Annotated in this window: 19 protein-coding genes; 10 read left to right on the top strand and 9 right to left on the bottom strand. The window is 58.9% G+C overall.

The features are described from left to right. Positions 1-84: 84 nt before the first annotated feature. From dapB to grpE, 4 genes are all read right to left on the bottom strand, one after another. Positions 85-891: a 4-hydroxy-tetrahydrodipicolinate reductase gene (dapB, locus tag BK665_RS10240; RefSeq protein WP_123405135.1), complete on the bottom strand. Its 807-nt coding sequence runs from the start codon at positions 889-891 to the stop codon at positions 85-87. A gap of 9 nt (positions 892-900) precedes the next feature. Further along, a complete protein-coding gene (gene dnaJ / locus BK665_RS10235; RefSeq protein WP_123405133.1) occupies positions 901-2,025 on the bottom strand; it encodes a molecular chaperone DnaJ in 1,125 nt (374 codons plus the stop codon). 296 nt (positions 2,026-2,321) lie between these two features. Next, entirely contained in the window at positions 2,322-4,238 is a 1,917-nt protein-coding gene (gene dnaK / locus BK665_RS10230) for a molecular chaperone DnaK (protein ID WP_123405132.1), read from the bottom strand. A 102-nt stretch (positions 4,239-4,340) separates the two neighbouring features. Further along, the gene (gene grpE, locus BK665_RS10225) at positions 4,341-4,907 is read right to left on the bottom strand and encodes a nucleotide exchange factor GrpE (RefSeq protein WP_123405130.1); all 567 of its coding nucleotides are present in this window, start codon (positions 4,905-4,907) and stop codon (positions 4,341-4,343) included. Positions 4,908-5,148: 241 nt separating this feature from the next. Between grpE and recN the strand changes: the two genes are divergently transcribed. Further along, the gene (gene recN / locus BK665_RS10220; RefSeq protein ID WP_123405128.1) at positions 5,149-6,822 is read left to right on the top strand and encodes a DNA repair protein RecN; all 1,674 of its coding nucleotides are present in this window, start codon (positions 5,149-5,151) and stop codon (positions 6,820-6,822) included. A gap of 75 nt (positions 6,823-6,897) precedes the next feature. Here the strand turns inward: recN and fur are convergent, their stop codons facing one another. Further along, positions 6,898-7,302 carry a ferric iron uptake transcriptional regulator gene (gene fur / locus BK665_RS10215; protein ID WP_003197684.1) on the bottom strand — a complete coding sequence of 135 codons (405 nt, stop codon included), beginning with the start codon at positions 7,300-7,302 and terminating at the stop codon, positions 6,898-6,900. Positions 7,303-7,399: 97 nt separating this feature from the next. Here fur and BK665_RS10210 point away from each other — a divergent pair, with 97 nt between their 5' ends. Next, positions 7,400-7,927: an outer membrane protein assembly factor BamE gene (locus BK665_RS10210; protein WP_123405126.1), complete on the top strand. Its 528-nt coding sequence runs from the start codon at positions 7,400-7,402 to the stop codon at positions 7,925-7,927. A gap of 61 nt (positions 7,928-7,988) precedes the next feature. Here BK665_RS10210 and BK665_RS10205 read toward each other — a convergent pair whose 3' ends face one another. From BK665_RS10205 to BK665_RS10195, 3 genes are read right to left on the bottom strand one after another with little or no spacing between them, the layout of a single operon-like run. Then, complete coding sequence (locus BK665_RS10205; RefSeq protein WP_123405124.1) at positions 7,989-8,303, bottom strand: RnfH family protein; 315 nt, start codon at positions 8,301-8,303, stop codon at positions 7,989-7,991. Next, positions 8,296-8,730 (bottom strand): type II toxin-antitoxin system RatA family toxin, encoded by a 435-nt coding sequence (locus tag BK665_RS10200; protein WP_054050071.1) that lies wholly within the window; start codon positions 8,728-8,730, stop codon positions 8,296-8,298. Before BK665_RS10200 ends, BK665_RS10205 begins: the two co-directional genes overlap by 8 nt. A gap of 7 nt (positions 8,731-8,737) precedes the next feature. Then, on the bottom strand, positions 8,738-10,141 hold the full coding sequence (locus tag BK665_RS10195; RefSeq protein ID WP_123405122.1) for a sodium-dependent transporter: 1,404 nt from the start codon (positions 10,139-10,141) through the stop codon (positions 8,738-8,740). 118 nt (positions 10,142-10,259) lie between these two features. Between BK665_RS10195 and smpB the strand changes: the two genes are divergently transcribed. Beyond that, on the top strand, positions 10,260-10,742 hold the full coding sequence (gene smpB, locus BK665_RS10190) for an SsrA-binding protein SmpB (RefSeq protein WP_123405120.1): 483 nt from the start codon (positions 10,260-10,262) through the stop codon (positions 10,740-10,742). A gap of 130 nt (positions 10,743-10,872) precedes the next feature. On the opposite strand, the gene BK665_RS10180 is transcribed toward smpB, so the two are convergent. Next, positions 10,873-11,640, bottom strand: coding sequence for an FCD domain-containing protein (locus BK665_RS10180; protein WP_123405116.1), 768 nt, complete (start codon positions 11,638-11,640; stop codon positions 10,873-10,875). A 261-nt stretch (positions 11,641-11,901) separates the two neighbouring features. On the opposite strand from BK665_RS10180, the gene BK665_RS10175 reads away from it, so the two are divergent. The 7 genes from BK665_RS10175 (at position 11,902) to BK665_RS10145 (ending at position 20,380) form a co-directional block, all read left to right on the top strand. Further along, positions 11,902-13,596 carry a lactate permease LctP family transporter gene (locus tag BK665_RS10175; RefSeq protein ID WP_123405114.1) on the top strand — a complete coding sequence of 565 codons (1,695 nt, stop codon included), beginning with the start codon at positions 11,902-11,904 and terminating at the stop codon, positions 13,594-13,596. 145 nt (positions 13,597-13,741) lie between these two features. Beyond that, the gene (locus tag BK665_RS10170; RefSeq protein WP_123405112.1) at positions 13,742-14,566 is read left to right on the top strand and encodes a (Fe-S)-binding protein; all 825 of its coding nucleotides are present in this window, start codon (positions 13,742-13,744) and stop codon (positions 14,564-14,566) included. Continuing rightward, a complete protein-coding gene (locus tag BK665_RS10165) occupies positions 14,563-16,017 on the top strand; it encodes a LutB/LldF family L-lactate oxidation iron-sulfur protein (RefSeq protein ID WP_123405110.1) in 1,455 nt (484 codons plus the stop codon). The genes BK665_RS10170 and BK665_RS10165 overlap by 4 nt, the downstream gene beginning before the upstream one ends. Continuing rightward, entirely contained in the window at positions 16,017-16,688 is a 672-nt protein-coding gene (locus BK665_RS10160) for a LutC/YkgG family protein (RefSeq protein WP_123405108.1), read from the top strand. The genes BK665_RS10165 and BK665_RS10160 overlap by 1 nt, the downstream gene beginning before the upstream one ends. Next, the gene (locus tag BK665_RS10155) at positions 16,685-19,495 is read left to right on the top strand and encodes an FAD-binding and (Fe-S)-binding domain-containing protein (protein ID WP_123405107.1); all 2,811 of its coding nucleotides are present in this window, start codon (positions 16,685-16,687) and stop codon (positions 19,493-19,495) included. The genes BK665_RS10160 and BK665_RS10155 overlap by 4 nt, the downstream gene beginning before the upstream one ends. Positions 19,496-19,623: 128 nt before the next feature. After that, positions 19,624-19,899 carry a PA2433 domain-containing protein gene (locus tag BK665_RS10150; protein ID WP_123405106.1) on the top strand — a complete coding sequence of 92 codons (276 nt, stop codon included), beginning with the start codon at positions 19,624-19,626 and terminating at the stop codon, positions 19,897-19,899. A gap of 229 nt (positions 19,900-20,128) precedes the next feature. Then, positions 20,129-20,380, top strand: a complete 252-nt coding sequence (locus BK665_RS10145) for a PA2433 domain-containing protein (RefSeq protein WP_123405105.1) — start codon at positions 20,129-20,131, stop codon at positions 20,378-20,380. The last annotated feature ends 41 nt before the right edge of the window (positions 20,381-20,421 follow it).

Raw genomic sequence — 20,421 nt, 5'->3', positions numbered from 1 at the left:
AAGGCTATGGAATGCGACAGGACGTCGCTTGGCGGTGTAAAACCGGGCTCAAACGCTAAGTTTGAACCCGATTTCGGGCGCATCTTAGCGCAGGTCGAGCACGTCTTGCATGTCGTAGAGGCCAGGCTCACGCCCATCCAGCCACAATGCCGCACGCACCGCGCCCTTGGCGAAGGTCATGCGGCTTGATGCCTTGTGCGTAATCTCCAGGCGCTCACCCTCGCAGGCGAACAGCACCGTATGATCCCCCACCACATCACCACCGCGAACGGTCGCGAAGCCGATGGTATCGCGCTCGCGGGCACCCGTATGGCCTTCACGACCATACACCGCCACTTTCTGCAGATCACGATCCAACGCACTGGCGATCACTTCGCCCATGCGCAGCGCCGTGCCTGATGGCGCATCGATCTTGTGCCGATGATGCGCTTCGATGATTTCGATGTCCGCCTCATCACCCAGCACACGAGCCGCCATGTCGAGCAGCTTCAGCGACAGGTTTACACCCACGCTGAAATTCGCCGCGAACACGATCGGAATATCCTTGCCCGCCTCGACCAGCAACTGCTTCTGCGCGGCGTCCAGACCCGTAGTGCCGATCACCATGGCTTTGCCTGACTTACGACAGAACGCCAGGTTTTTCAGCATCACTTCCGGGAGCGTAAAGTCGATCAACACATCGAATTCTTCAGCCACCGCTTCCACATGACCAGACAGTGGCACGCCGATTCGCCCGAGCGAAGCCAGCTCACCAGCATCCACGCCAATCAACGTGCTGCCGGGACGCACAATGGCCGCCGTCAGACCGGTCAGCGGCGCGCGCTGCTGCACCGCTTCGACCAGGATCTTGCCCATGCGCCCGGCAGCGCCCATCACCGCAATACGTCGCATGTTCACTCCTTACAAGTCGCCGAAGAAGCGCTTCACGCCTTCGAACCAACCGGTGGTTTTTGGCGAATGGCTGTTGTCGTCCGCCAGGGAACTGCGGAACTCTTCGAGCAATTCGCGCTGACGACGACCCAGGTTGACCGGGGTTTCCACCGCCACGCGACACATCAGGTCGCCAGCACCGCCGCCACGCACCGGCGCAACGCCTTTGCCGCGAACACGAAACTGCTTGCCGGTCTGAGTCCCTTCGGGGATCTTCAGTTTGACCCGACCATCAAGGGTAGGAATCTCCAGCTCGCCGCCCAACGCTGCATCGACAAAACTGATCGGCACTTCACAGAACAGGTGCTTGCCGTCACGCTGGAAGATCGCGTGCTCGCGCACGTTGATCACCACATACAGGTCGCCAGTCGGACCACCCTGGGCGCCCGCCTCGCCTTCGCCGGACAGACGAATGCGGTCACCGGTATCAACACCGGCCGGCACTTTGACGGAAAGGGTTTTGTACTCTTCGACACGACCTTCGCCGTGGCAGGAGTCGCACGGGTCGGAAATGATTTTGCCCTGGCCATGGCAGCGTGGGCAGGTCTGCTGCACCGAGAAGAAGCCTTGCTGCATGCGAACCTGGCCGATACCGCCGCAGGTTGGGCAAGTGACCGGCGAGGAGCCTTTCTTGGCACCCGAACCGTCGCATGGCTTGCAGTTGACCAGTGTCGGAACACGGATATTCACGGTCGTACCGCGCACCGCTTCTTCCAGATTCAGTTCCAGGGTGTAACGCAGGTCGCTGCCGCGCTGGGCGCCGCCACGGGCACCGCCGCGACCGCCACCGAAGAAGTCGCTGAAGACATCACCAAAGATGTCGGAGAAGTTCTGACCGCCAAAACCGGCACCGCCGCCGCCCATGCTCGGGTCGACACCGGCGTGACCGTACTGGTCGTACGCCGCGCGCTTGCTGGAATCGGACAGCACCTCGTAGGCCTCGTTGGCCTCCTTGAACATCTCTTCCGACGCTTTGTCATCGGGATTACGGTCCGGGTGGTGCTTCATCGCCAGGCGACGGTAGGCCTTTTTCAGGTCTGCTTCGCTTGAGCCGCGCTCGACACCCAATACTTCGTAATAGTCACGCTTTGCCATAAGTCTTTGCACTCTTAAGGACGTTCGGCAAACCCCTCCTGAGCTTCGCCAAACTCGTTGAGCCCCAATACAGGCCCGGACCCAACTCACGTCAATTCAACGATCCTGGTCTTTGTTCATTGCGGTACTTTCGGCGCGAAAAGCAGGAGCATTCCCGGCCATACCACCAACATCCGATCGTTGTCGCATGCTGTAAAAATTCGCTGACTCCAGACACGCCAACGCGGGAGCAAGCTCCCGCGCGGCGACATCCTACCAGTCACCGCCTTAAGGCAGTCAACCGGCCGACCAACAACTTACTTGTGGTCTTTGACTTCTTCGAACTCAGCATCGACAACGTCGTCAGCTTTTTCGGCTTTTTCGTCGTGCGGTGCAGCGCCTTCAGCAGGCTGAGCCTGTTCGGCGTACATTTTCTGAGCCACTGGCGCGGAGACTTTCGACAGCTCTTCAACCTTGGCGTCGATTGCAGCCTTGTCGTCGCCTTTAACGGCGGCTTCCAGGGCAACTACGGCAGCTTCGATTGCAGTCTTCTCTTCAGCGCTCACTTTGTCGCCAGCATCAGCGACCATTTTGCGCGTCGAGTGAACCAGTGCATCGCCCTGGTTACGGGCAGCGGCCAGCTCTTCGAACTGGCGATCTGCGTCGACGTTGGCTTCAGCATCGCGAATCATCTGCTGAATTTCTTCCTCGGACAGACCCGAGTTGGCCTTGATCACGATCGACTGAGTCTTGCCAGTAGCCTTGTCTTTGGCGCCTACGTGCAGGATGCCGTTGGCGTCGATGTCGAAGGTCACTTCGATTTGTGGCACGCCACGTGGTGCTGGTGGAATCTCGGCCAGGTCAAACTTGCCCAGGGACTTGTTCTGGGCCGCTTGCTTACGCTCACCTTGCAGCACGTGAATAGTCACAGCGCCCTGGTTGTCATCGGCAGTCGAGAACACTTGGGATTTCTTGGTAGGAATCGTGGTGTTTTTCTCGATCAGCGCAGTCATCACGCCGCCCATGGTTTCGATACCCAGGGTCAGCGGGCTGACGTCCAGCAGCAGAACGTCTTTCACGTCGCCGGCCAATACCGCGCCCTGGATAGCAGCACCCATGGCAACCGCTTCGTCCGGGTTCACGTCTTTACGCGCTTCTTTACCGAAGAACTCGGTGACCAGCTTCTGAACCAGTGGCATACGGGTCTGACCGCCGACCAGGATCACGTCGTTGATCGCGCCAACGTCGATACCGGAGTCTTTCAGAGCGATGCGGCAAGGTTCGATGGTGCGCTGAACCAGGTCTTCTACCAGCGCTTCGAGCTTGGCGCGGGAGATTTTCACGTTCAAGTGCTTAGGACCGGTAGCGTCTGCAGTGATGTACGGCAGGTTCACGTCGGTCGAATTGCTCGAAGACAGTTCGATCTTGGCTTTTTCAGCGGCTTCTTTCAGGCGCTGCATGGCCAGCGGGTCACCTTTAAGGTTCATGCCGCTTTCTTTCTTGAATTCGTCAACGAGGTAGTCGATCAGACGAATGTCAAAGTCTTCACCGCCCAGGAACGTGTCACCGTTGGTGGCCAACACTTCGAACTGGTGCTCGCCATCGACTTCAGCGATTTCGATCACGGAAACGTCGAAAGTACCGCCGCCCAAGTCGTAAACGATCACGGTGTGATCGCCTTTCGCCTTGTCCATACCGTAAGCCAGAGCGGCTGCGGTTGGTTCGTTGATGATACGTTTAACGTCCAGGCCCGCGATGCGGCCGGCGTCTTTAGTCGCTTGACGCTGGCTGTCGTTGAAGTAGGCCGGAACGGTGATCACCGCTTCGGTCACTGGCTCGCCGAGGTAGTCTTCGGCAGTCTTCTTCATTTTCTTCAGGATTTCAGCCGAGATCTGTGGCGGCGACATTTTCTGGCCGTTCACTTCAACCCAAGCGTCGCCGTTGTCAGCCTTGGCGATTTTGTACGGAACCATCTTGATGTCTTTCTGTACGACTTCTTCGTCGAACTTGCGACCGATCAGACGCTTCACCGCGTACAGGGTGTTATGCGGATTGGTCACAGCCTGACGCTTGGCCGACTGACCAACGAGGATCTCGCCGTCGTTGGCATACGCGATGATCGACGGCGTGGTACGCGCGCCTTCAGCGTTTTCAATAACTTTGGCTACGCCGTTTTCCAGCACGGAGACGCAGGAGTTGGTGGTCCCCAGGTCGATACCGATAATTTTGCCCATGTTAACTCTCCCGAAACTTTGGATTTGGTTGCCGCAGCAGTGGTGGCTAACTGCGGTAGCACTTAAACGCTTGACTTCTAAATGGGGGCCTTACGGCTAATTTCAAGCCTGCTCATCAATCGAAGGCGAAACCGGCGAAGGTGCCTTGCTGACCACGACCATGGCCGGGCGCAGCAGGCGACCGTTGAGCTGGTAGCCCTTCTGGAACACCTTGAGCACGCTGTTCGGCTCAACATCGGCGCTTTCTTGCATGGCCATCGCCTGGTGATGAACGGCGTTGAACGGTTCGCCATGGGGATCGATCGCTTCCAACTGATAACGCTTCAGGGTGTCCTGGAACATTTTTAGCGTCAGTTCGATGCCTTCGCGCATTGGGCGGATGCTTTCGTCATCCGGGTTGGACAACTCCAGGCCACGCTCCAGGCTGTCGATGATCGGCAGCAGGTCGCCAGCGAACTTTTCCAGCGCAAACTTGTGAGCCTTTTCGACGTCCTGCTCGGCGCGACGGCGGACGTTCTGCAGATCAGCCGCTACACGCAAAGCCTGATCATGAGCGCCAGCCAATTGCTCTTCGAGCACTTGTACACGCGCCGCCAGTTCATCGCCCGAATCCTGGGCAGCCTGATCGGCGTCGAGATTTTGCGTATCCACTGTCTGTTCGTCAGCCATAGAATTTCTCCTTTCAATATCGTCCGCGAGCTCAACTCACGCTTCTGCCCAGCTATATGGGGCCGCAAAATTCAGCTTCAAGGGGTTTGCGGTGATTAACCCTACAAAAAGAGCTGCATTGTCATTCCTTGATGCGCTAACGATTTCGTCGGATCAAGCAAATCGAGCTAAGGGAGGGCATTGTCAGCCGGAAACAAAACACTGTATAAATAACCAGACCTAAAGCCTGGGAGCGGCCTTTATGCTGGTGCACCTGTCCGTACACAACTACGCCATCGTCGAACATCTCGATCTCGAACTCGATCGCGGGATGAGCGTGATCACAGGGGAAACCGGCGCCGGCAAGTCGATCATGCTCGACGCCCTGGGCCTGACCCTGGGTGATCGCGCCGACAGCGGCGTAGTCCGCCCCGGCGCCGACAAGGCCGACATTCTGGCGACCTTCGACCTGATCGATATCCCCGAAGCCAGTGCCTGGTTGGCCGAGCGCGACCTGGAAAGCGACGGCCCGTGCATCCTGCGCCGGGTGATTACCGCGGAAGGCCGCTCCCGCGGCTATATCAACGGCACGCCCTGCCCCCTTGGCGATCTCAAGGCCTTGGGCGAGTTGCTGATCGACATCCACAGCCAGCACGAACACCAATCCCTGCTCAAGACCGACACCCACCGCCGCTTGCTCGACGAGTACGCTGGCGCCACCGATCTTGCCCGCCAGGTGCAACTGGCGGCCCAACGCTGGCGCCAGACCCGCCAGGAGCTGGATCGCCTGTCCAACTCGGGTGACGAGCAGCGCGCCCGCCATCAGTTACTGAGCTACCAGCTCGAAGAGCTGGAAAACCTCGGCCTCGGCGAAAACGAGCTTGAGCAGTTGGAGCAGGAACACAAGAACCTGACCAACGCCGAAACCCTGCTGGGCATCTGCCGACAAGTGGTTGAGCAATGCAGCGAGAGCGATTCCGGCAATGTGCTGAACGCCCTTACCGCCAGCCTCAACCGCTTGTCGAGCGTGAACAACTCGATCGGCGCCCTGGGCGAGGCCAGCAGCCTGCTGACCAGCGCGCAGATTCAGGTAGAAGAAGCCGTCGGCGAACTGAACCGTTTCCTCGATAACTTCGACGCCGACCCGGCACGCCTGCAATACCTGGAAGAACGCCTTGATGCGATCTACACCCTGGCGCGCAAGCACCGCATTCAGCCGAGTGAAGTGGCTGAGATGCAACAGAAGCTCCTGGATGAAATTGAAACCCTGAATGCCAACGACGAATCCATTGAGCGTCTGAGCGATGAGCTGGCCTCTTATGCCCGTCATTATCAAGAGAAGGCGCGCGACCTGAGTGATCTGCGCCATCAGGCTTCAGGTAGTCTGGCCAGCGCCGTGGAACAAGAGATCCAGCGTTTGGGCATGCCCGGCGGGCGCTTTACCATCGAGTTGCGCCCCAACAGCAGCAACGAACTGCTACCTAACGGACTTGAACAGGTCGAACTGCTGGTCAGCGCCAACCCGGGACAACCGATGAAAGCCCTGGCAAAAGTGGCCTCGGGCGGCGAGCTGTCGCGGATCAGCCTGGCGATCCAGGTCATCACTGCACAGACTTCCCGGGTTCCGACCCTGGTGTTCGACGAAGTGGACGTGGGCATCGGAGGCCCAACCGCTGAAATCGTCGGCCAGTTGCTGCGCCGACTTGGGGAGCGCGGGCAGGTGCTGACGGTCACTCACTTGCCGCAAGTGGCGGCGCAGGGTCACCAGCATTTATTCGTGCACAAGGTCCGCGGTGAGGACGCGACCCACACGGCCGTGTCCAAGCTGAGCAAGACCCATCGCGTCGAAGAAGTCGCACGCATGCTCGGGGGCATCGATCTGACGAAGGAATCCCTGGCTCACGCGAAGAAAATGGTCATCACTGCGAAAATTTAAGATCAGCAGAAAGCACGAAGGCGACCCTTGGGTCGCCTTCGCTCGTTTCGCGAACATCCTGTCCGCGCGACATGCTTACTTTTTCTTGCGTACGTACAGCACGAGATTGTGATCCACCATCTCGAAACCATACTTATCGACGATCGCCTTCTGAAGACGCTCGATTTCTTCGTCGAAGAACTCGATCACTTCACTGGTTTCGACGTTGACCATATGGTCGTGATGCTTGCCGTCGTCCAGCTCGAAGACCGCGTGACCGCCGTCGAAGTTGTGTCGCACCACAAGGCCAGCCGCCTCGAACTGGGTCAGTACACGGTAAACCGTGGCCAGACCGACGTCCTCACCAGCCTCCATCAGTGCCTTGTAGACGTCCTCGGCACTCATGTGGCGTTGCTCGGCGGAATCGAGCATTTGCAGAATTTTGACCCGTGGCAGGGTCACTTTGAGGCCGGCTTTGCGTAGTTCGCTATTTTCAACCATGGTCAGCTTTCTCGCGATGCTGCTTCGCAGCTTCTCTTAATGCGGGTATGATCGGCGTTTACGTTGTCCCAGCCAAGATAGTGGAAGTCGCCCACCGATGCAAAACACCAAGCTCTTGCTAACCAGTTTCACCTTTGTGGGACTGCTCGCACTCGCCGGTTGTTCATTCCCCGGGGTTTACAAAATCGACATCCAGCAGGGCAATGTCGTCACGCAGGACATGATAGACCAGTTACGCCCGGGAATGACCCGTCGGCAAGTACGGTTTATCATGGGTAACCCTCTGCTGACCGACACGTTCCATGCCGATCGCTGGGATTACCTGTATAGCCTGCAACCGGGTGGTGGTGAACGCCAACAGGAACGCATAAGCGTTATCTTCAACCCTAATGACCAGCTTGTCAGCCTGTCGGGCGATTTTATGCCTGGCGTGAGCCGCGACGAAGCCATTCTCGGCAAGGAACCCGGCACTCCTGTGACGGCGCCTGCAGAAAACACCGAGAAGCCAAAACCGGAAAAACCGGTGAAACCAGGTTCGTTGCTGGACCAGATCCAGAAGGATGTAGACGGTGTAGAAACCGTTCCAGTCCCGAGTCCGGAACCGCTGGACACCACGCCGCAATAATTTGCGACGCAATAAAAAACCCGGCATGTCCGGGTTTTTTATTGTCTGGTGATTGATCAGATCACTGATTGCGCGCCTTGGCCTCGGCCGCTTTGGCCGCTCGCAAGCGACGAACCTCTTTAGGATCGGCAAGCAGCGGCCGGTAAATCTCGATGCGATCACCCGCCTGCACCGCATGAGTGGACGGCTCAGCAACCACCTTGCCGAATATCCCGACGGGGCACGCAGCCAGATCCAACTCAGGAAACTCAACACCTACGCCAGATTTGAGCAAAGCATCCCGAACCGTCGCCCCCACCGGCACTGCCACACTCAGCAGTACCTGACGATCAACGGCGGCATACACCACCTCAACCTCGATCACCGACTCAACCATGCATCTGCTTGGCGCGCTGACAGAACGCGTCCACCAGGGTATTGGCGGCCTGATTGAACAGCGGCCCCAGCGTTGCGCGCACGATCGGCCCGGCGTAGTCGAACGACAGGTCCAGGCTGATTTTGCAGGCCTTCTCGCCCAACGGCTTGAACACCCAGACGCCATGCAACTGGTTGAACGGGCCTTCTTCGAGATTCATCTCGATTGAATGCCCGGGCACCAGGGTATTGCGGGTCACGAAATGCTGACTCAAGCCACCCTTGGCCACGCCGACACTGGCACGCATGTGCTCAGGGGAGCTTTCCAGGACTTCCGCGGCCGAGCACCACGGCAGGAACTCCGGATAACGCGCCACGTCGTTGACCAGGTCATAGAGGGCTTGCGCCGGGTACGGCAGCAGGGCCGAGCGTTGAATATGTGTCGTCATGTCAGCGTCACTTCCACAGCTGGGCGGCAAACACTACGAGAATGCCGATGGGCGCCACATAGCGCATCAAGAACAGGGACAGGCTGAACAACCTGGGGCTGCGGATCGACAATTCATCGCGTACCGCTTCACGCCCCATGATCCAGCCTGCAAACACCACGAAACACAAACCACCGAGCGGCAGCATGATCCGCGAGGTGAAAAAGTCGATCACGCCAAAGAAGTCCAGGCCGCCGGCCGCACCCCATTGGTAGAGATGGAACATCCCGCCTTCGTTCACGAAAAATTTGGCTTCCTTCCAGATATTGAAAGAAAAAACGGTGCCCAGACCCACAAACCAGCAGATAAATGCCAGCCAGAATGTGACCCAGGCGCGGCTGATCTTGGTACGTTCAACCAGGTAGGCCACCATGGGTTCGAGCAAGGAAATCGCCGAACTCCAGGCCGCAACCGCCACCAGCACGAAGAACACTACGCCCATCAACTGGCCGAACGCTACGTTACCAAAGGCAAATGGCAGGCTGACGAACATCAGGCCAGGCCCTTCGCTCGGGTTCAGGCCCGCCGCAAAAACAATCGGAAACAATGCCAGGCCGGCCACCAGGGAAACAAAGGTATCAAGCAGCGCCACGCCGACCACAGTGCCGGAAATCGACGAGTTCTTCGGCATATAGGCGCCATAGATCATGATCGAACCGACGCCCACGCTCAGGGAGAAGAACGCGTGGCCCATGGCGGGCAGCAAGCCGTCGAGCACTTTTTCCGGGTGGAAGTCGAACATGAAATGCACGCCTTCCATGAAGTGGCCGGTGGTCATGCTGTAACCCAGCAGCACAATCACCATCACGAACAGCAGCGGCATCATGATCCGCAGGCTGCGCTCAAGCCCGGCGACCACGCCTTTGGCGATCACCACGGCGGACAGCAGCATGAAAATCGTGTGCCAAAGTGTCAGGCGCCATGGATCGGCGATCACATTGCCGAAATAGGCACCGACCTGCTCCGCCGTCACTCCCTGGAAGTCGCCACGACCCATGTCGATGATGTAATCCAGCGACCAGCCGCCAACCACACTATAGAAAGACAGGATCAGCAACGCCGTGATCATCCCGGCAAATGCGCCCCAGGACCATTTCCCGGAATGCCCTGCCTCCACCGCCAACACCTTCAAGGCGTTGGCCGGGCTTTGCCGGGCGCGGCGGCCAATCAGGGTTTCAGCCAGCATGACCGGCACCCCGATCAGGGCGATACAAGCCAAAAACATCAGTACGAAGGCGCCGCCGCCGTAGACGCCGACCATGTACGGGAATTTCCAGATGCTACCCAGCCCCACGGCCGAACCGGTCGCGGCGAGTATGAAGACCCAGCGGCTAGCCCAACTGCCGTGGACAGAAACCTTGTCTGTCGACATCGTTATCACGCCCAAGCGTTCAAAAAAGAGGCCGCATTGTCCGGGATTCAATCAACCTGCTCAAGCACGTAGCGATACCGTAGCCGACTTGCGTGCAACTCCCTATAATGCCGCCCCTATGGCTAAACAGAAGAAACACCCAACAGGGACCATCGCGCAAAATAAAAAGGCGCGACACGATTACTTCATCGAGCATAAGTTCGAGGCTGGTCTGGTCCTGGCCGGCTGGGAAGTAAAAAGTCTGCGGGCAAGCAAGCTGCAACTGGTTGACAGTTATGTCCTGCTCAAGGATGGCGAAGCCTGGCTGCTCGGCAGCCACATTACGCCGCTGATGACGGCGAGTACCCACGTCATCGCCGATCCGACCCGCACCCGTAAATTGCTGCTCAACCGTCGCGAGCTGGAAAAGCTCGCCTCCGCCGTGCAGCAAAAAGGTTACGCCTGCGTATGCCTGTCCTGGTACTGGAGCAAGCACATGGTCAAGTGCGAGATCGCTCTGGGCAAGGGCAAGAAGGAATACGACAAGCGCGATACCGAACGCGAACGCGACGCCGGTCGCGAGTTGCAGCGTGCGGTGCGCAACAAGGGCAAGGAAGATTAATTCTCTTTTTGCCTGAGGCCGCCTTCGCGAGCAAGCCCGCTCCCACATATGTTTTGTGTCGTTCACAAATCCAATGTGGGAGCGGGCTTGCTCGCGAAGGCGATCGTACATTCACCACAAAACTGAATGACTACATCCCCTTGCGCCGCTCCGCCCGAGCCACGCGCTGCACTTCCTGACGCACCTCCTCCAACACTTCCTGCACATACAAAATGTGTCGGCTGGAGACTTCCCGCGCCTGCTCCGCCCGCCCTTCGATAATCGCCAGGTACAACTCACGGTGCTGACTGATCAGCATGTCCCGTGTCTCAGTGCGCTGCTTGTACATCCCACCAATGTTGGTCACCACGTTGCGCTTGAGCAGATCGAACAGCCCGCGAATGGTGTGCAGCAAGACGGCGTTGTGACTGGCTTCGGCAATCGCCAGGTGGAATTTCGCGTCCGCCGCGCCCTCTTCCACCCGACTCACTTCATCGTGACGGGTGTAGCAATCCTGGAGTTCTTCGAACGCCGCGGTCAGTCGCTCGCGATCCACATCAGTGGCGCGCAACGCCGCGTAATAAGCACAGGACGCTTCCAGCGTATGCCGAAACTCCAGCAGGTCGCGCTGGGCCTCGGGGTTGCTTTCCAGCAGATGCAACAGCGGATCGCTGAAGGTCGAGCCCAGGGAATCCACCACATAGTTGCCGCCGCCCTGTCGACTGACCAGCAGGCCTTTGGCCGCCAGTTTCTGAATCGCTTCGCGCAACGAGGGGCGTGATACGCCGAACTGCTCGGCCAACGCGCGTTCGGCCGGCAAGCGCTCGCCGGACTTCAGCGTGCCCTCGAGAATCATCCCTTCGAGCCGCTCGACAATATCGTCAGACAAACGGCGCTGACGAATCTGATCAAACCCCATAACTCATTTCTCCACGATCCCGGCAGCTCGCCGGGCTCTCTATTCTGGCCTATCGGCGCCGCGGCGGCACCTACCAGACGACGTTTGAGCGAGCAGCTCAGATGCATTCCGCACCGCTTATTCGACAAAAGTTTTAGGGCGACAAATTGACACACCGCCTACAAGGCTTTTACCCTAGCCAACAGCGATTGTAAATTGGTATTACCAATTAACCAAGAACGCTGACAGTGCCTGACCAACAACAATTAGGGGCCACCCCATATGCAAACCTGGCAACAGCTCTACAGCCCGCTCGGCAGTCTCGGCGTGTCCGCACTCGCGGCCGTCATCCCCATCGTATTTTTCTTCCTGGCCTTGGCCGTGTTTCGCCTCAAAGGCCATGTGGCCGGCAGCATCACCCTGGCCTTGTCGATTGCCGTGGCGATCTTCGCGTTCCAGATGCCGGTCGACATGGCGTTCGCCGCCGCCGGATACGGCTTCGCCTACGGTCTGTGGCCGATTGCCTGGATCATTGTGGCGGCCGTATTCCTCTACAAACTGACGGTCAAGAGTGGCCAGTTCGAAGTGATCCGCAGCTCGGTGCTGTCGATCACCGACGATCAGCGCCTGCAAGTGCTGCTGATTGGCTTCTGCTTCGGTGCGTTCCTGGAAGGTGCAGCCGGTTTCGGCGCGCCGGTGGCGATTACCGCCGCACTGCTGGTAGGGCTGGGCTTCAACCCGCTGTACGCCGCCGGCCTGTGCCTGATCGCCAACACTGCGCCCGTCGCATTCGGCGCCTTGGGGATTCCGATCATCGTCGCCGGGCAAGTCACCGGCATCGACGCGTTCAAGATCGGCGCCATGACCGGCCGCCAATTGCCGCTGTTGTCGCTGTTTGTGCCGTTCTGGCTGGTGTTCATGATGGACGGCATGCGTGGCGTGCGGGAAACCTGGCCGGCCGCACTGGTAGCGGGCTTGAGCTTTGCCATCACCCAGTACTTCACCTCGAACTTCATCGGCCCGGAACTGCCGGACATCACCTCGGCGCTGGTCAGCCTGGTATCCCTGACGCTGTTCCTGAAAGTCTGGCAGCCGAAACGCGCCGCCGGCCAACACATTGCCGGTGCTGTTTCGGCCTCGGTCGTGACCGCCAGCGTCGGAGGTTTCGGCCAGAAACGCACAACCGTGGCTTCGCCTTACAGCCTGCTGGAAATTTTCAAGGCCTGGTCGCCGTTCCTGATCCTCACCGTGCTGGTCACGATCTGGACCCTGAAACCGTTCAAGGCGATGTTTGCCGCCGGCGGCTCGATGTATAGCTGGGTGTTCAACTTCGCCATCCCGCACCTGGATCAAATGGTGATCAAAGTCGCGCCGATCGTGACCGCTCCAACCGCCATTCCAGCGGTGTTCAAACTTGACCCGATTTCCGCGACCGGCACGGCGATTTTCTTCTCGGCGCTGATCTCGATGCTGGTGCTGAAGATCAATTTCAAAATTGGTCTTACCACTTTGAAAGAGACCTTCTACGAACTGCGCTGGCCAATTCTGTCCATCGGCATGGTGTTGGCGTTTGCCTTCGTCACCAACTACTCGGGCATGTCGTCGACCATGGCGTTGGTATTGGCGGCAACCGGCGCGGCATTCCCGTTCTTCTCGCCATTCCTTGGTTGGCTGGGCGTGTTCCTGACCGGTTCCGATACCTCGTCCAACGCACTGTTCAGTTCGTTGCAAGCCACCACCGCGCACCAGATCGGCGTCAGCGATGTTCTGCTGGTGGCGGCGAACACCAGCGGCGGCGTGACCGGCAAGATGATCTCGCCGCAATCGATCGCCGTGGCCTGCGCCGCGACCGGGCTGGTGGGCAAGGAGTCGGACCTGTTCCGCTTCACCCTCAAGCACAGCCTGTTCTTCGCCACGATCGTGGGCCTGATCACCTACGCCCAGGCCTACTGGTTCACCGGCATGCTGGTGCACTAAGCCTACGAGCAACACGGAAAAAACCGACGCCGGACCACGACTCCGGCGTCAGCTATTCACAACCCGGTCTGTAAGGCTGCTGAAAGCTTGTCGCTTTATATTCAGCAGCCTCAACGGACGGGTAACCGGCCGAGAGACACGCCTGATGAGCGAGCTTTTTTACAACGCGGTGCCGAACGCGACCCGCGTCGCCCCGCCACTGCCCGAGCCTCGGCAATACCCCAGCGAGAAACCCTCACGGGTCTATCTGTTCGGGACTTGCGTGGTGGACCTGTTCTATCCCGAAGCCGGAATGGACGCGATCCACCTGCTGGAACGCGAAGGTATTCGTGTCGAGTACCCGCAAGGGCAAAGCTGCTGCGGGCAACCGGCCTACACCTCGGGTTACACCGAACAGGCGCGGACCGTGGCGCGCTCGCAACTGGCACTGTTTGCCGGGGATTTTCCGGTGGTGGTGCCCTCGGGTTCGTGCGCGGGTATGTTGCGCGAACACTACGCCGACTTGTTCAAGGACGAGCCGGACACGTTGAAGCAGGTTCAGGCGCTCGCAGCCCGGACCTATGAGCTGGCCGAGTTCTTGCTGTTTGTCTGCAAGGTTCAGCTCAAGGACAGCGGCACACCGGTAAAAGTGGCGCTGCACACGTCGTGCTCGGCACGTCGGGAGATGAATACCCACCTGCACGGCCGCGAGTTGTTGGCGCAGTTGGGCAACGTGGAACGGGTCGAACACAGCCACGAAAGTGAATGCTGTGGCTTTGGTGGGACTTTCAGCGTCCGTATGCCAGACATTTCCGGCGCGATGGTGGCTGACAAGACCCGCTCGTTGAAGGAATCCGGCGCGCATCAGGTCCTGAGTGCCGATTGCGGCTGTTTGATGAACATCAACGGCTCGCTGGAGAAACAAAAGGAAGCGTTGCGCGGCCAACACTTGGCCAGTTTCCTTTGGCAGCGCACCGGGGGTGTTCAATGAGCGCCTCCGCGATTATTCCTACGGTTGCTGTAGAAGAAGATTTTCGCGGCCGGGCTCACGAGGCTTTGGCTGACACGCAATTGCGAAATAACTTTCGCAGCGCGATGGATTCACTGATGACCAAACGGGCCGCGTCTTTCAGCGATGCCCATGAAAGAGAACATCTGCGAGTGCTGGGCAATGCTGTCCGCGCCCGTGCGTTATCCAAGTTGCCCGACCTGCTCGAGCAGCTTGAACAGAACCTGACCCGCAACGGTGTGACAGTGCACTGGGCGGAAACGGTGGACGAGGCCAATGGCATCGTCTTATCGATCATCCGCGCTCACGAGGGGCGGCAAGTGATCAAGGGCAAATCGATGGTCAGTGAAGAAATGGAGATGAATCATTTCCTCGCTGATCAAGGCATTGAATGCCTGGAATCGGACATGGGCGAGTACATCGTCCAGCTCGACCACGAGAAGCCTTCACACATCATTATGCCGGCGATCCACAAGAACGCCGGTCAGGTCGCGTCCTTGTTCCACGACAAACTTGGCGTGGAATACACCAAGGACGTTGACCAACTCATTCAGATCGGTCGCAAAGTCTTGCGACAGAAATTCTTCGAAGCGGATATCGGCGTCTCCGGCGTCAACTTCGCCGTGGCCGAAACCGGCACCCTGCTGCTGGTGGAAAACGAAGGCAATGGCCGCATGACCACGACGGTCCCGCCGGTGCACATCGCCGTCACCGGTATCGAAAAAGTCGTTGAAAACCTGCGGGACGTTGTGCCGCTGCTGTCGCTGCTGACCCGTTCGGCCCTCGGCCAACCCATCACCACCTACGTCAACATGATCTCCGGTCCGCGTAAGGAACATGAGCTCGACGGCCCCCAGGAAGTGCACCTGGTATTGCTCGACAACGGTCGCAGCCAGGCGTTTGCCGACAGTGAATTGCGCCAGACCCTGAACTGCATCCGCTGCGGCGCCTGTATGAATCATTGCCCGGTCTACACCCGAATCGGCGGCCACGCCTATGGGGAGGTTTACCCTGGGCCTATCGGAAAAATCATCACGCCGCACATGGTTGGCCTGGCGAAAGTCCCGGATCATCCGAGCGCGTCGTCGTTATGCGGTGCCTGCGGCGAAGTCTGCCCGGTAAAAATTCCGATCCCTGCTTTGTTGCGGCGTCTGCGGGAAGAGAACGTCAAAGCCCCGAACAGCCCGCATCAAGTCATGCGCGGCCAGGGCAGCAAGTATTCGCGCAAGGAACGCTTTATCTGGAACGCCTGGGCCCGGCTCAACAGCTCGCCGACGCTCTATCGTTTGTTCGGCTTCTTCGCCACACGCCTGCGTGCCCTCGCTCCGAGCAATGTCGGCCCTTGGACGCAGAATCACAGCGCGCCAAAACCCGCTGCCCGCTCACTGCACGACATGGCCCGCGAGCACCTGGCCAAACAGGGAGATCGTTAATGAGCGCCAAGCAAAATATCCTCGGCAAATTGCGGAAAAGTCTGACCGGCACGACGCCGGTGCCTGACGAGTTCGATGTCGAACTGCTGACCAAGCCTTACACCTACCCCCCGGAACAACGCATCCCGCAATTGCGCAAACTGATGGAAGCGGTGCACACCGAAATCCATCTGACCTCGGGCAAAGATTGGCCTGAGTTGTTAGCCCAACTGTTGCGAGATCGTCAGTTGCCGAGCCTGTTGATCGCGCCGACGACGCCTCATGGGCAACGTATCACTCAACACTGGTCGAACAATCCCGGCCTGCCGACGCTCAAATCCTACGACCGCCCGGTGGAAGACTGGAAAGCCGAACTGTTTAACGACACCCCGGCCAGCCTCACGACTACACTCGGCGCAATCGCCGCGACGGGCAGTCTGATTCTGTGGCCGACGCGGGAAGAACCGCGCTTGATGAGCCTGGTGCCGCCGGTGCATTTCGCCCTGCTCAAGGCGAGCGAAATCCGCGACAACTTCTATCAGGTGCAGCAGGAGTTCGAGTGGGCCCAAGGCATGCCGACCAACGCCTTGCTGGTGTCCGGCCCGTCGAAGACCGCCGACATCGAGCAAGTGCTGGCCTACGGCGCCCACGGTCCGAAAGACCTGGTGGTGCTGATCCTGGAGGACCAATGACGTTACCCGCGACTTTCCTGCGTGATGCGCAGCAACTGATTCCCCAGGACAGAAGTTTCGATGATCCGCTATCGACCCTGGCTTTCGGGACTGATGCGAGTTTCTATCGGCTGATTCCAAAACTGGTAATCCGTGTCGAGTCCGAAGACGAAGTGGTCGCTCTGTTGAAACTGGCGCAACGGGATCAGGTCCCGGTGACGTTTCGTGCGGCCGGCACCAGCCTGTCCGGGCAGGCCATCAGCGATTCGGTTTTGATCGTGCTGGGGGATAACTGGAACGGTCGCGAGATCCGTGGCCAGGGCACGCAAATCCGCCTGCAACCCGGCGTGATCGGCGCCCAGGCCAATGCGTGGCTGGCGCCGTTCGGGCGCAAGATCGGTCCGGACCCGGCCTCGATCAACGCCTGCAAAATTGGCGGCATTGTCGCCAACAATGCCAGTGGCATGTGCTGCGGCACGGCACAAAACACCTATCACACCCTTGCCGGGATTCGCCTGGTGCTGGCCGATGGCAGCCGTCTCGATACCGAAGATGCCGCCAGTGTCGAGGCGTTTCGCCAGAGCCACTCCGAACTGCTTGAACGCATAGCAAAATTGGGCCGCGAGACCCGTGCCAATGCAGAATTGTCCGCAAGAATCCGCCACAAATACCGTCTGAAAAATACCACCGGCCTGTCGCTCAACGCCCTGGTGGATTTCGATGAGCCTGTGGATATCTTGAGCCACTTGCTGGTCGGCTCCGAAGGCACCCTCGGGTTTATCAGCGCGGTGACTTACGACACGGTCATCGACCACCCGAACAAAGCTTCGGCGTTGATCGTGTTCCCGGATGTGGAAACCTGCTGCAACGCCGTCACCGTGCTGAAAAGCCAACCGGTGTCCGCCGTGGAACTGCTGGACCGCCGCAGCCTGCGCTCGGTGCAGGACAAACCCGGCATGCCCGATTTCGTACAACACCTGTCGAACAATGCCTGCGCCCTGTTGATCGAATCCCGCGCCGCCTCGTCCACATTACTACGCGAACAACTGGCGCAGATCATGGCGTCCTTGGCATCGTTCCCGGTGGAAAAACAAGTCGACTTCACCGAAGAGCCGGTGGAAAACGCCCGGCTCTGGGCGATTCGCAAGGACACCTTCCCCGCGGTCGGCGCGGTGCGCAAAACCGGGACCACGGTGATCATCGAAGACGTGACCTTCCCGGTGGAACAACTGGCCATCGGCGTGAACCGGTTGATCGAACTGTTCGACAAACATCACTACGACGAAGCGATCCTTTTCGGACACGCCCTGGAAGGTAATCTGCACTTCGTCTTCACCCAAGGCTTCAACAATCCGGAAGAAGTCGCACGCTACCAGGGGTTCATGGACGACGTGGCGCAACTGGTGGCCGTCGAGTTCGGTGGCTCGCTGAAGGCCGAACACGGCACCGGGCGCAACATGGCGCCCTTCGTCGAACTGGAATGGGGCAGCGATGCCTATCAGCTGATGTGGCAGCTCAAACGCCTGCTCGACCCCAACGGCATTCTCAATCCGGACGTGGTGCTCAGCGACGATCCACAGATTCACCTCAAGCACCTGAAACCGCTGCCAGCCGCTGACGAGATTGTGGATAAGTGCATCGAATGTGGGTTTTGCGAGCCTGTCTGCCCGTCGAAAGGCCTGACCCTGAGCCCGCGCCAGCGCATCGTGATCTGGCGCGACATCCAGGCGAAGAAACGTGCCGGGGTCGACACCACCGAACTCGAAGCCGCTTACGAATACCAGGGCATCGACACCTGCGCGGCGACGGGTCTTTGCGCACAACGTTGCCCTGTAGGAATCAACACCGGCGACCTGGTGAAAAAGCTTCGCAGCCATCAGGCGACGCATACGAAAACCGCCAATTGGCTTGAAGGAAATTTCGCCACTGCACTGCAAGGTGCGCGTTTTACCCTGCACGTGGCCAATGGCGCGCGGATGCTGTTGGGGGCGCCACGGTTGGCCAAGCTGTCGGCGACATTGACACGGTTGTCCAAAGGCCAAGTCCCGCAATGGACCAACGCCATGCCGCAGCCGGAAAAAGTCATTCGCTTCAGCCCGGCCGTGTCGGACGAACGCCCTCGGGTGGTGTACCTGGCGGCTTGCGTCTCGCGGGCAATGGGCCCGGCGGCGGGTGATAAAGAGCAGATGTCGCTGTACGACAAAACCCGTGGCCTGCTGGAAAAGGCCGGTTACCAAGTGGTCTTCCCGGACAACCTTGACAACCTCTGCTGCGGTCAGCCGTTCGCCTCCAAGGGCTACGCCGAACAGGCTGAACACAAACGCCAGGAACTGATCGGCGCGTTGCTGCACGCCAGCCGCGGTGGGCTCGATCCGATCTACTGCGACACCAGCCCTTGCACGCTGCGGTTGGTTCAGGACCTCGGCGACGTGCGTCTGGACCTGTACGACCCGGTGCGTTTCATCCGCACGCATTTGATGGATCGACTGGACTTCACACCACAGGAAGCGCCAATCGCAGTCCACGTCACTTGCAGCACTCAGCACTTGGGCGAGAGCCAGGCGTTGATCGATCTGGCGCGCAAGTGCAGTAAGAACGTGGTCATTCCTGAAGGCATTCACTGCTGTGGATTTGCGGGCGACAAAGGCTTCACTACCCCGGAGTTGAACGCGCACTCACTGCGCTCGCTCAAGGACGCCGTGCAGCATTGCAGCGAGGGGATTTCCACCAGCCGCACCTGTGAGATTGGTCTGACGCAACACGGTGGGATTGATTACCACGGGTTGGTCTATCTGGTGGATCGGGTAACCCGGGCGAGGGCGCGCTGAAGAAAAATAGAACCCTGACGGACCGCCGTAGTCCACCGATTAAGTCCCGCATATGTGGGACCTATCCCAAAATCGGCAGCCCGTACTGACGGCCAGCGATGCCTGGACCTCAGTTCAAGGAGAAACACATGAAACGTTCTGTACTGTTAGGTCTGTTCGTTACTGCCTCGCTGATGGCGTCCACCTCATTTGCCGCCAAAGACCTCTGTGCGGTGAATTTGACAACGATCGAAAATGCCAAAGCCCAGATCCCTCCGGAGATGACTGAGCAGGTACAGGCCTCCGTCGAAAAAGCCAAGGCTGATCACGCGACGGGCACTAAAAAAGGCACTGATGATTGCATCGCCGAAACGAACCAAACGATTCAGGATATTCAGAAGTCCAGTGACGGCGGCAAGCAATAGCCCCACTCAACGCCAGTCTTAGGATTGGCTTTGTTCGCGCACATCGCACAGGCCTGTTGCTCACGATTCACAGAGCAACAGGCCTGTGGCCGTTCAAAATTCCCGAAAACCGAATTACTGCGCAGCGCCGTGGTCTTTTAAGTAGGCCCCTTTTTCAGGGTGGCCTGTTTTCGACCTCGGCCGCCCGCTTATACGGCAGCACCGAGACCATCAGTACTAGGAGATTTCCATGAAACGTACCGCACTCGCTGGTCTGTTCATGTCTGCTGCAATGTTGGCCTCTCCCGTGTTTGCTGCGGACAACAACCTGTGTACGAGCAAGCTGCAAGAGCTCGAAGCCAAAGTGAACTCGCTGCCAGCGACCTCCCCCAACGCGGCGGAGATCAAAAGACTGCTGGCCAGCGCCAAAGCGTCACAGGCCTCCAAAGATGACAAAAAATGCGCCACCGAGGCCAGCCAGGCATTGTCGATGGCCAATTGAACAACGAGGCCAACCTTGCGGTTGGCCTTCTGAGCTGCATT

The sequence above is a fragment of the Pseudomonas frederiksbergensis genome, assembly GCF_003732665.1.
GTDB classification, from domain to species: Bacteria; Pseudomonadota; Gammaproteobacteria; order Pseudomonadales; family Pseudomonadaceae; genus Aquipseudomonas; species Aquipseudomonas frederiksbergensis_G.
The sequence above is the reverse complement of the archived record's forward strand: the minus strand, read 5'-3'. Positions and strand labels throughout refer to the sequence as shown.

Excerpts from the sequence above, each read along its gene's own strand:
- dapB (WP_123405135.1), bottom strand. The coding sequence starts at position 891 with ATGCGACGTATTGCGGTGATGGGCGCTGCCGGGCGCATGGGCAAGATC.
- dnaJ (WP_123405133.1), bottom strand. The coding sequence starts at position 2,025 with ATGGCAAAGCGTGACTATTACGAAGTATTGGGTGTCGAGCGCGGCTCA.
- dnaK (WP_123405132.1), bottom strand. The coding sequence starts at position 4,238 with ATGGGCAAAATTATCGGTATCGACCTGGGGACCACCAACTCCTGCGTC.
- grpE (WP_123405130.1), bottom strand. The coding sequence starts at position 4,907 with ATGGCTGACGAACAGACAGTGGATACGCAAAATCTCGACGCCGATCAG.
- recN (WP_123405128.1), top strand. The coding sequence starts at position 5,149 with ATGCTGGTGCACCTGTCCGTACACAACTACGCCATCGTCGAACATCTC.
- fur (WP_003197684.1), bottom strand. The coding sequence starts at position 7,302 with ATGGTTGAAAATAGCGAACTACGCAAAGCCGGCCTCAAAGTGACCCTG.
- BK665_RS10210 (WP_123405126.1), top strand. The coding sequence starts at position 7,400 with ATGCAAAACACCAAGCTCTTGCTAACCAGTTTCACCTTTGTGGGACTG.
- BK665_RS10205 (WP_123405124.1), bottom strand. The coding sequence starts at position 8,303 with ATGGTTGAGTCGGTGATCGAGGTTGAGGTGGTGTATGCCGCCGTTGAT.
- BK665_RS10200 (WP_054050071.1), bottom strand. The coding sequence starts at position 8,730 with ATGACGACACATATTCAACGCTCGGCCCTGCTGCCGTACCCGGCGCAA.
- BK665_RS10195 (WP_123405122.1), bottom strand. The coding sequence starts at position 10,141 with ATGTCGACAGACAAGGTTTCTGTCCACGGCAGTTGGGCTAGCCGCTGG.
- smpB (WP_123405120.1), top strand. The coding sequence starts at position 10,260 with ATGGCTAAACAGAAGAAACACCCAACAGGGACCATCGCGCAAAATAAA.
- BK665_RS10180 (WP_123405116.1), bottom strand. The coding sequence starts at position 11,640 with ATGGGGTTTGATCAGATTCGTCAGCGCCGTTTGTCTGACGATATTGTC.
- BK665_RS10175 (WP_123405114.1), top strand. The coding sequence starts at position 11,902 with ATGCAAACCTGGCAACAGCTCTACAGCCCGCTCGGCAGTCTCGGCGTG.
- BK665_RS10170 (WP_123405112.1), top strand. The coding sequence starts at position 13,742 with ATGAGCGAGCTTTTTTACAACGCGGTGCCGAACGCGACCCGCGTCGCC.
- BK665_RS10165 (WP_123405110.1), top strand. The coding sequence starts at position 14,563 with ATGAGCGCCTCCGCGATTATTCCTACGGTTGCTGTAGAAGAAGATTTT.
- BK665_RS10160 (WP_123405108.1), top strand. The coding sequence starts at position 16,017 with ATGAGCGCCAAGCAAAATATCCTCGGCAAATTGCGGAAAAGTCTGACC.
- BK665_RS10155 (WP_123405107.1), top strand. The coding sequence starts at position 16,685 with ATGACGTTACCCGCGACTTTCCTGCGTGATGCGCAGCAACTGATTCCC.
- BK665_RS10150 (WP_123405106.1), top strand. The coding sequence starts at position 19,624 with ATGAAACGTTCTGTACTGTTAGGTCTGTTCGTTACTGCCTCGCTGATG.
- BK665_RS10145 (WP_123405105.1), top strand. The coding sequence starts at position 20,129 with ATGAAACGTACCGCACTCGCTGGTCTGTTCATGTCTGCTGCAATGTTG.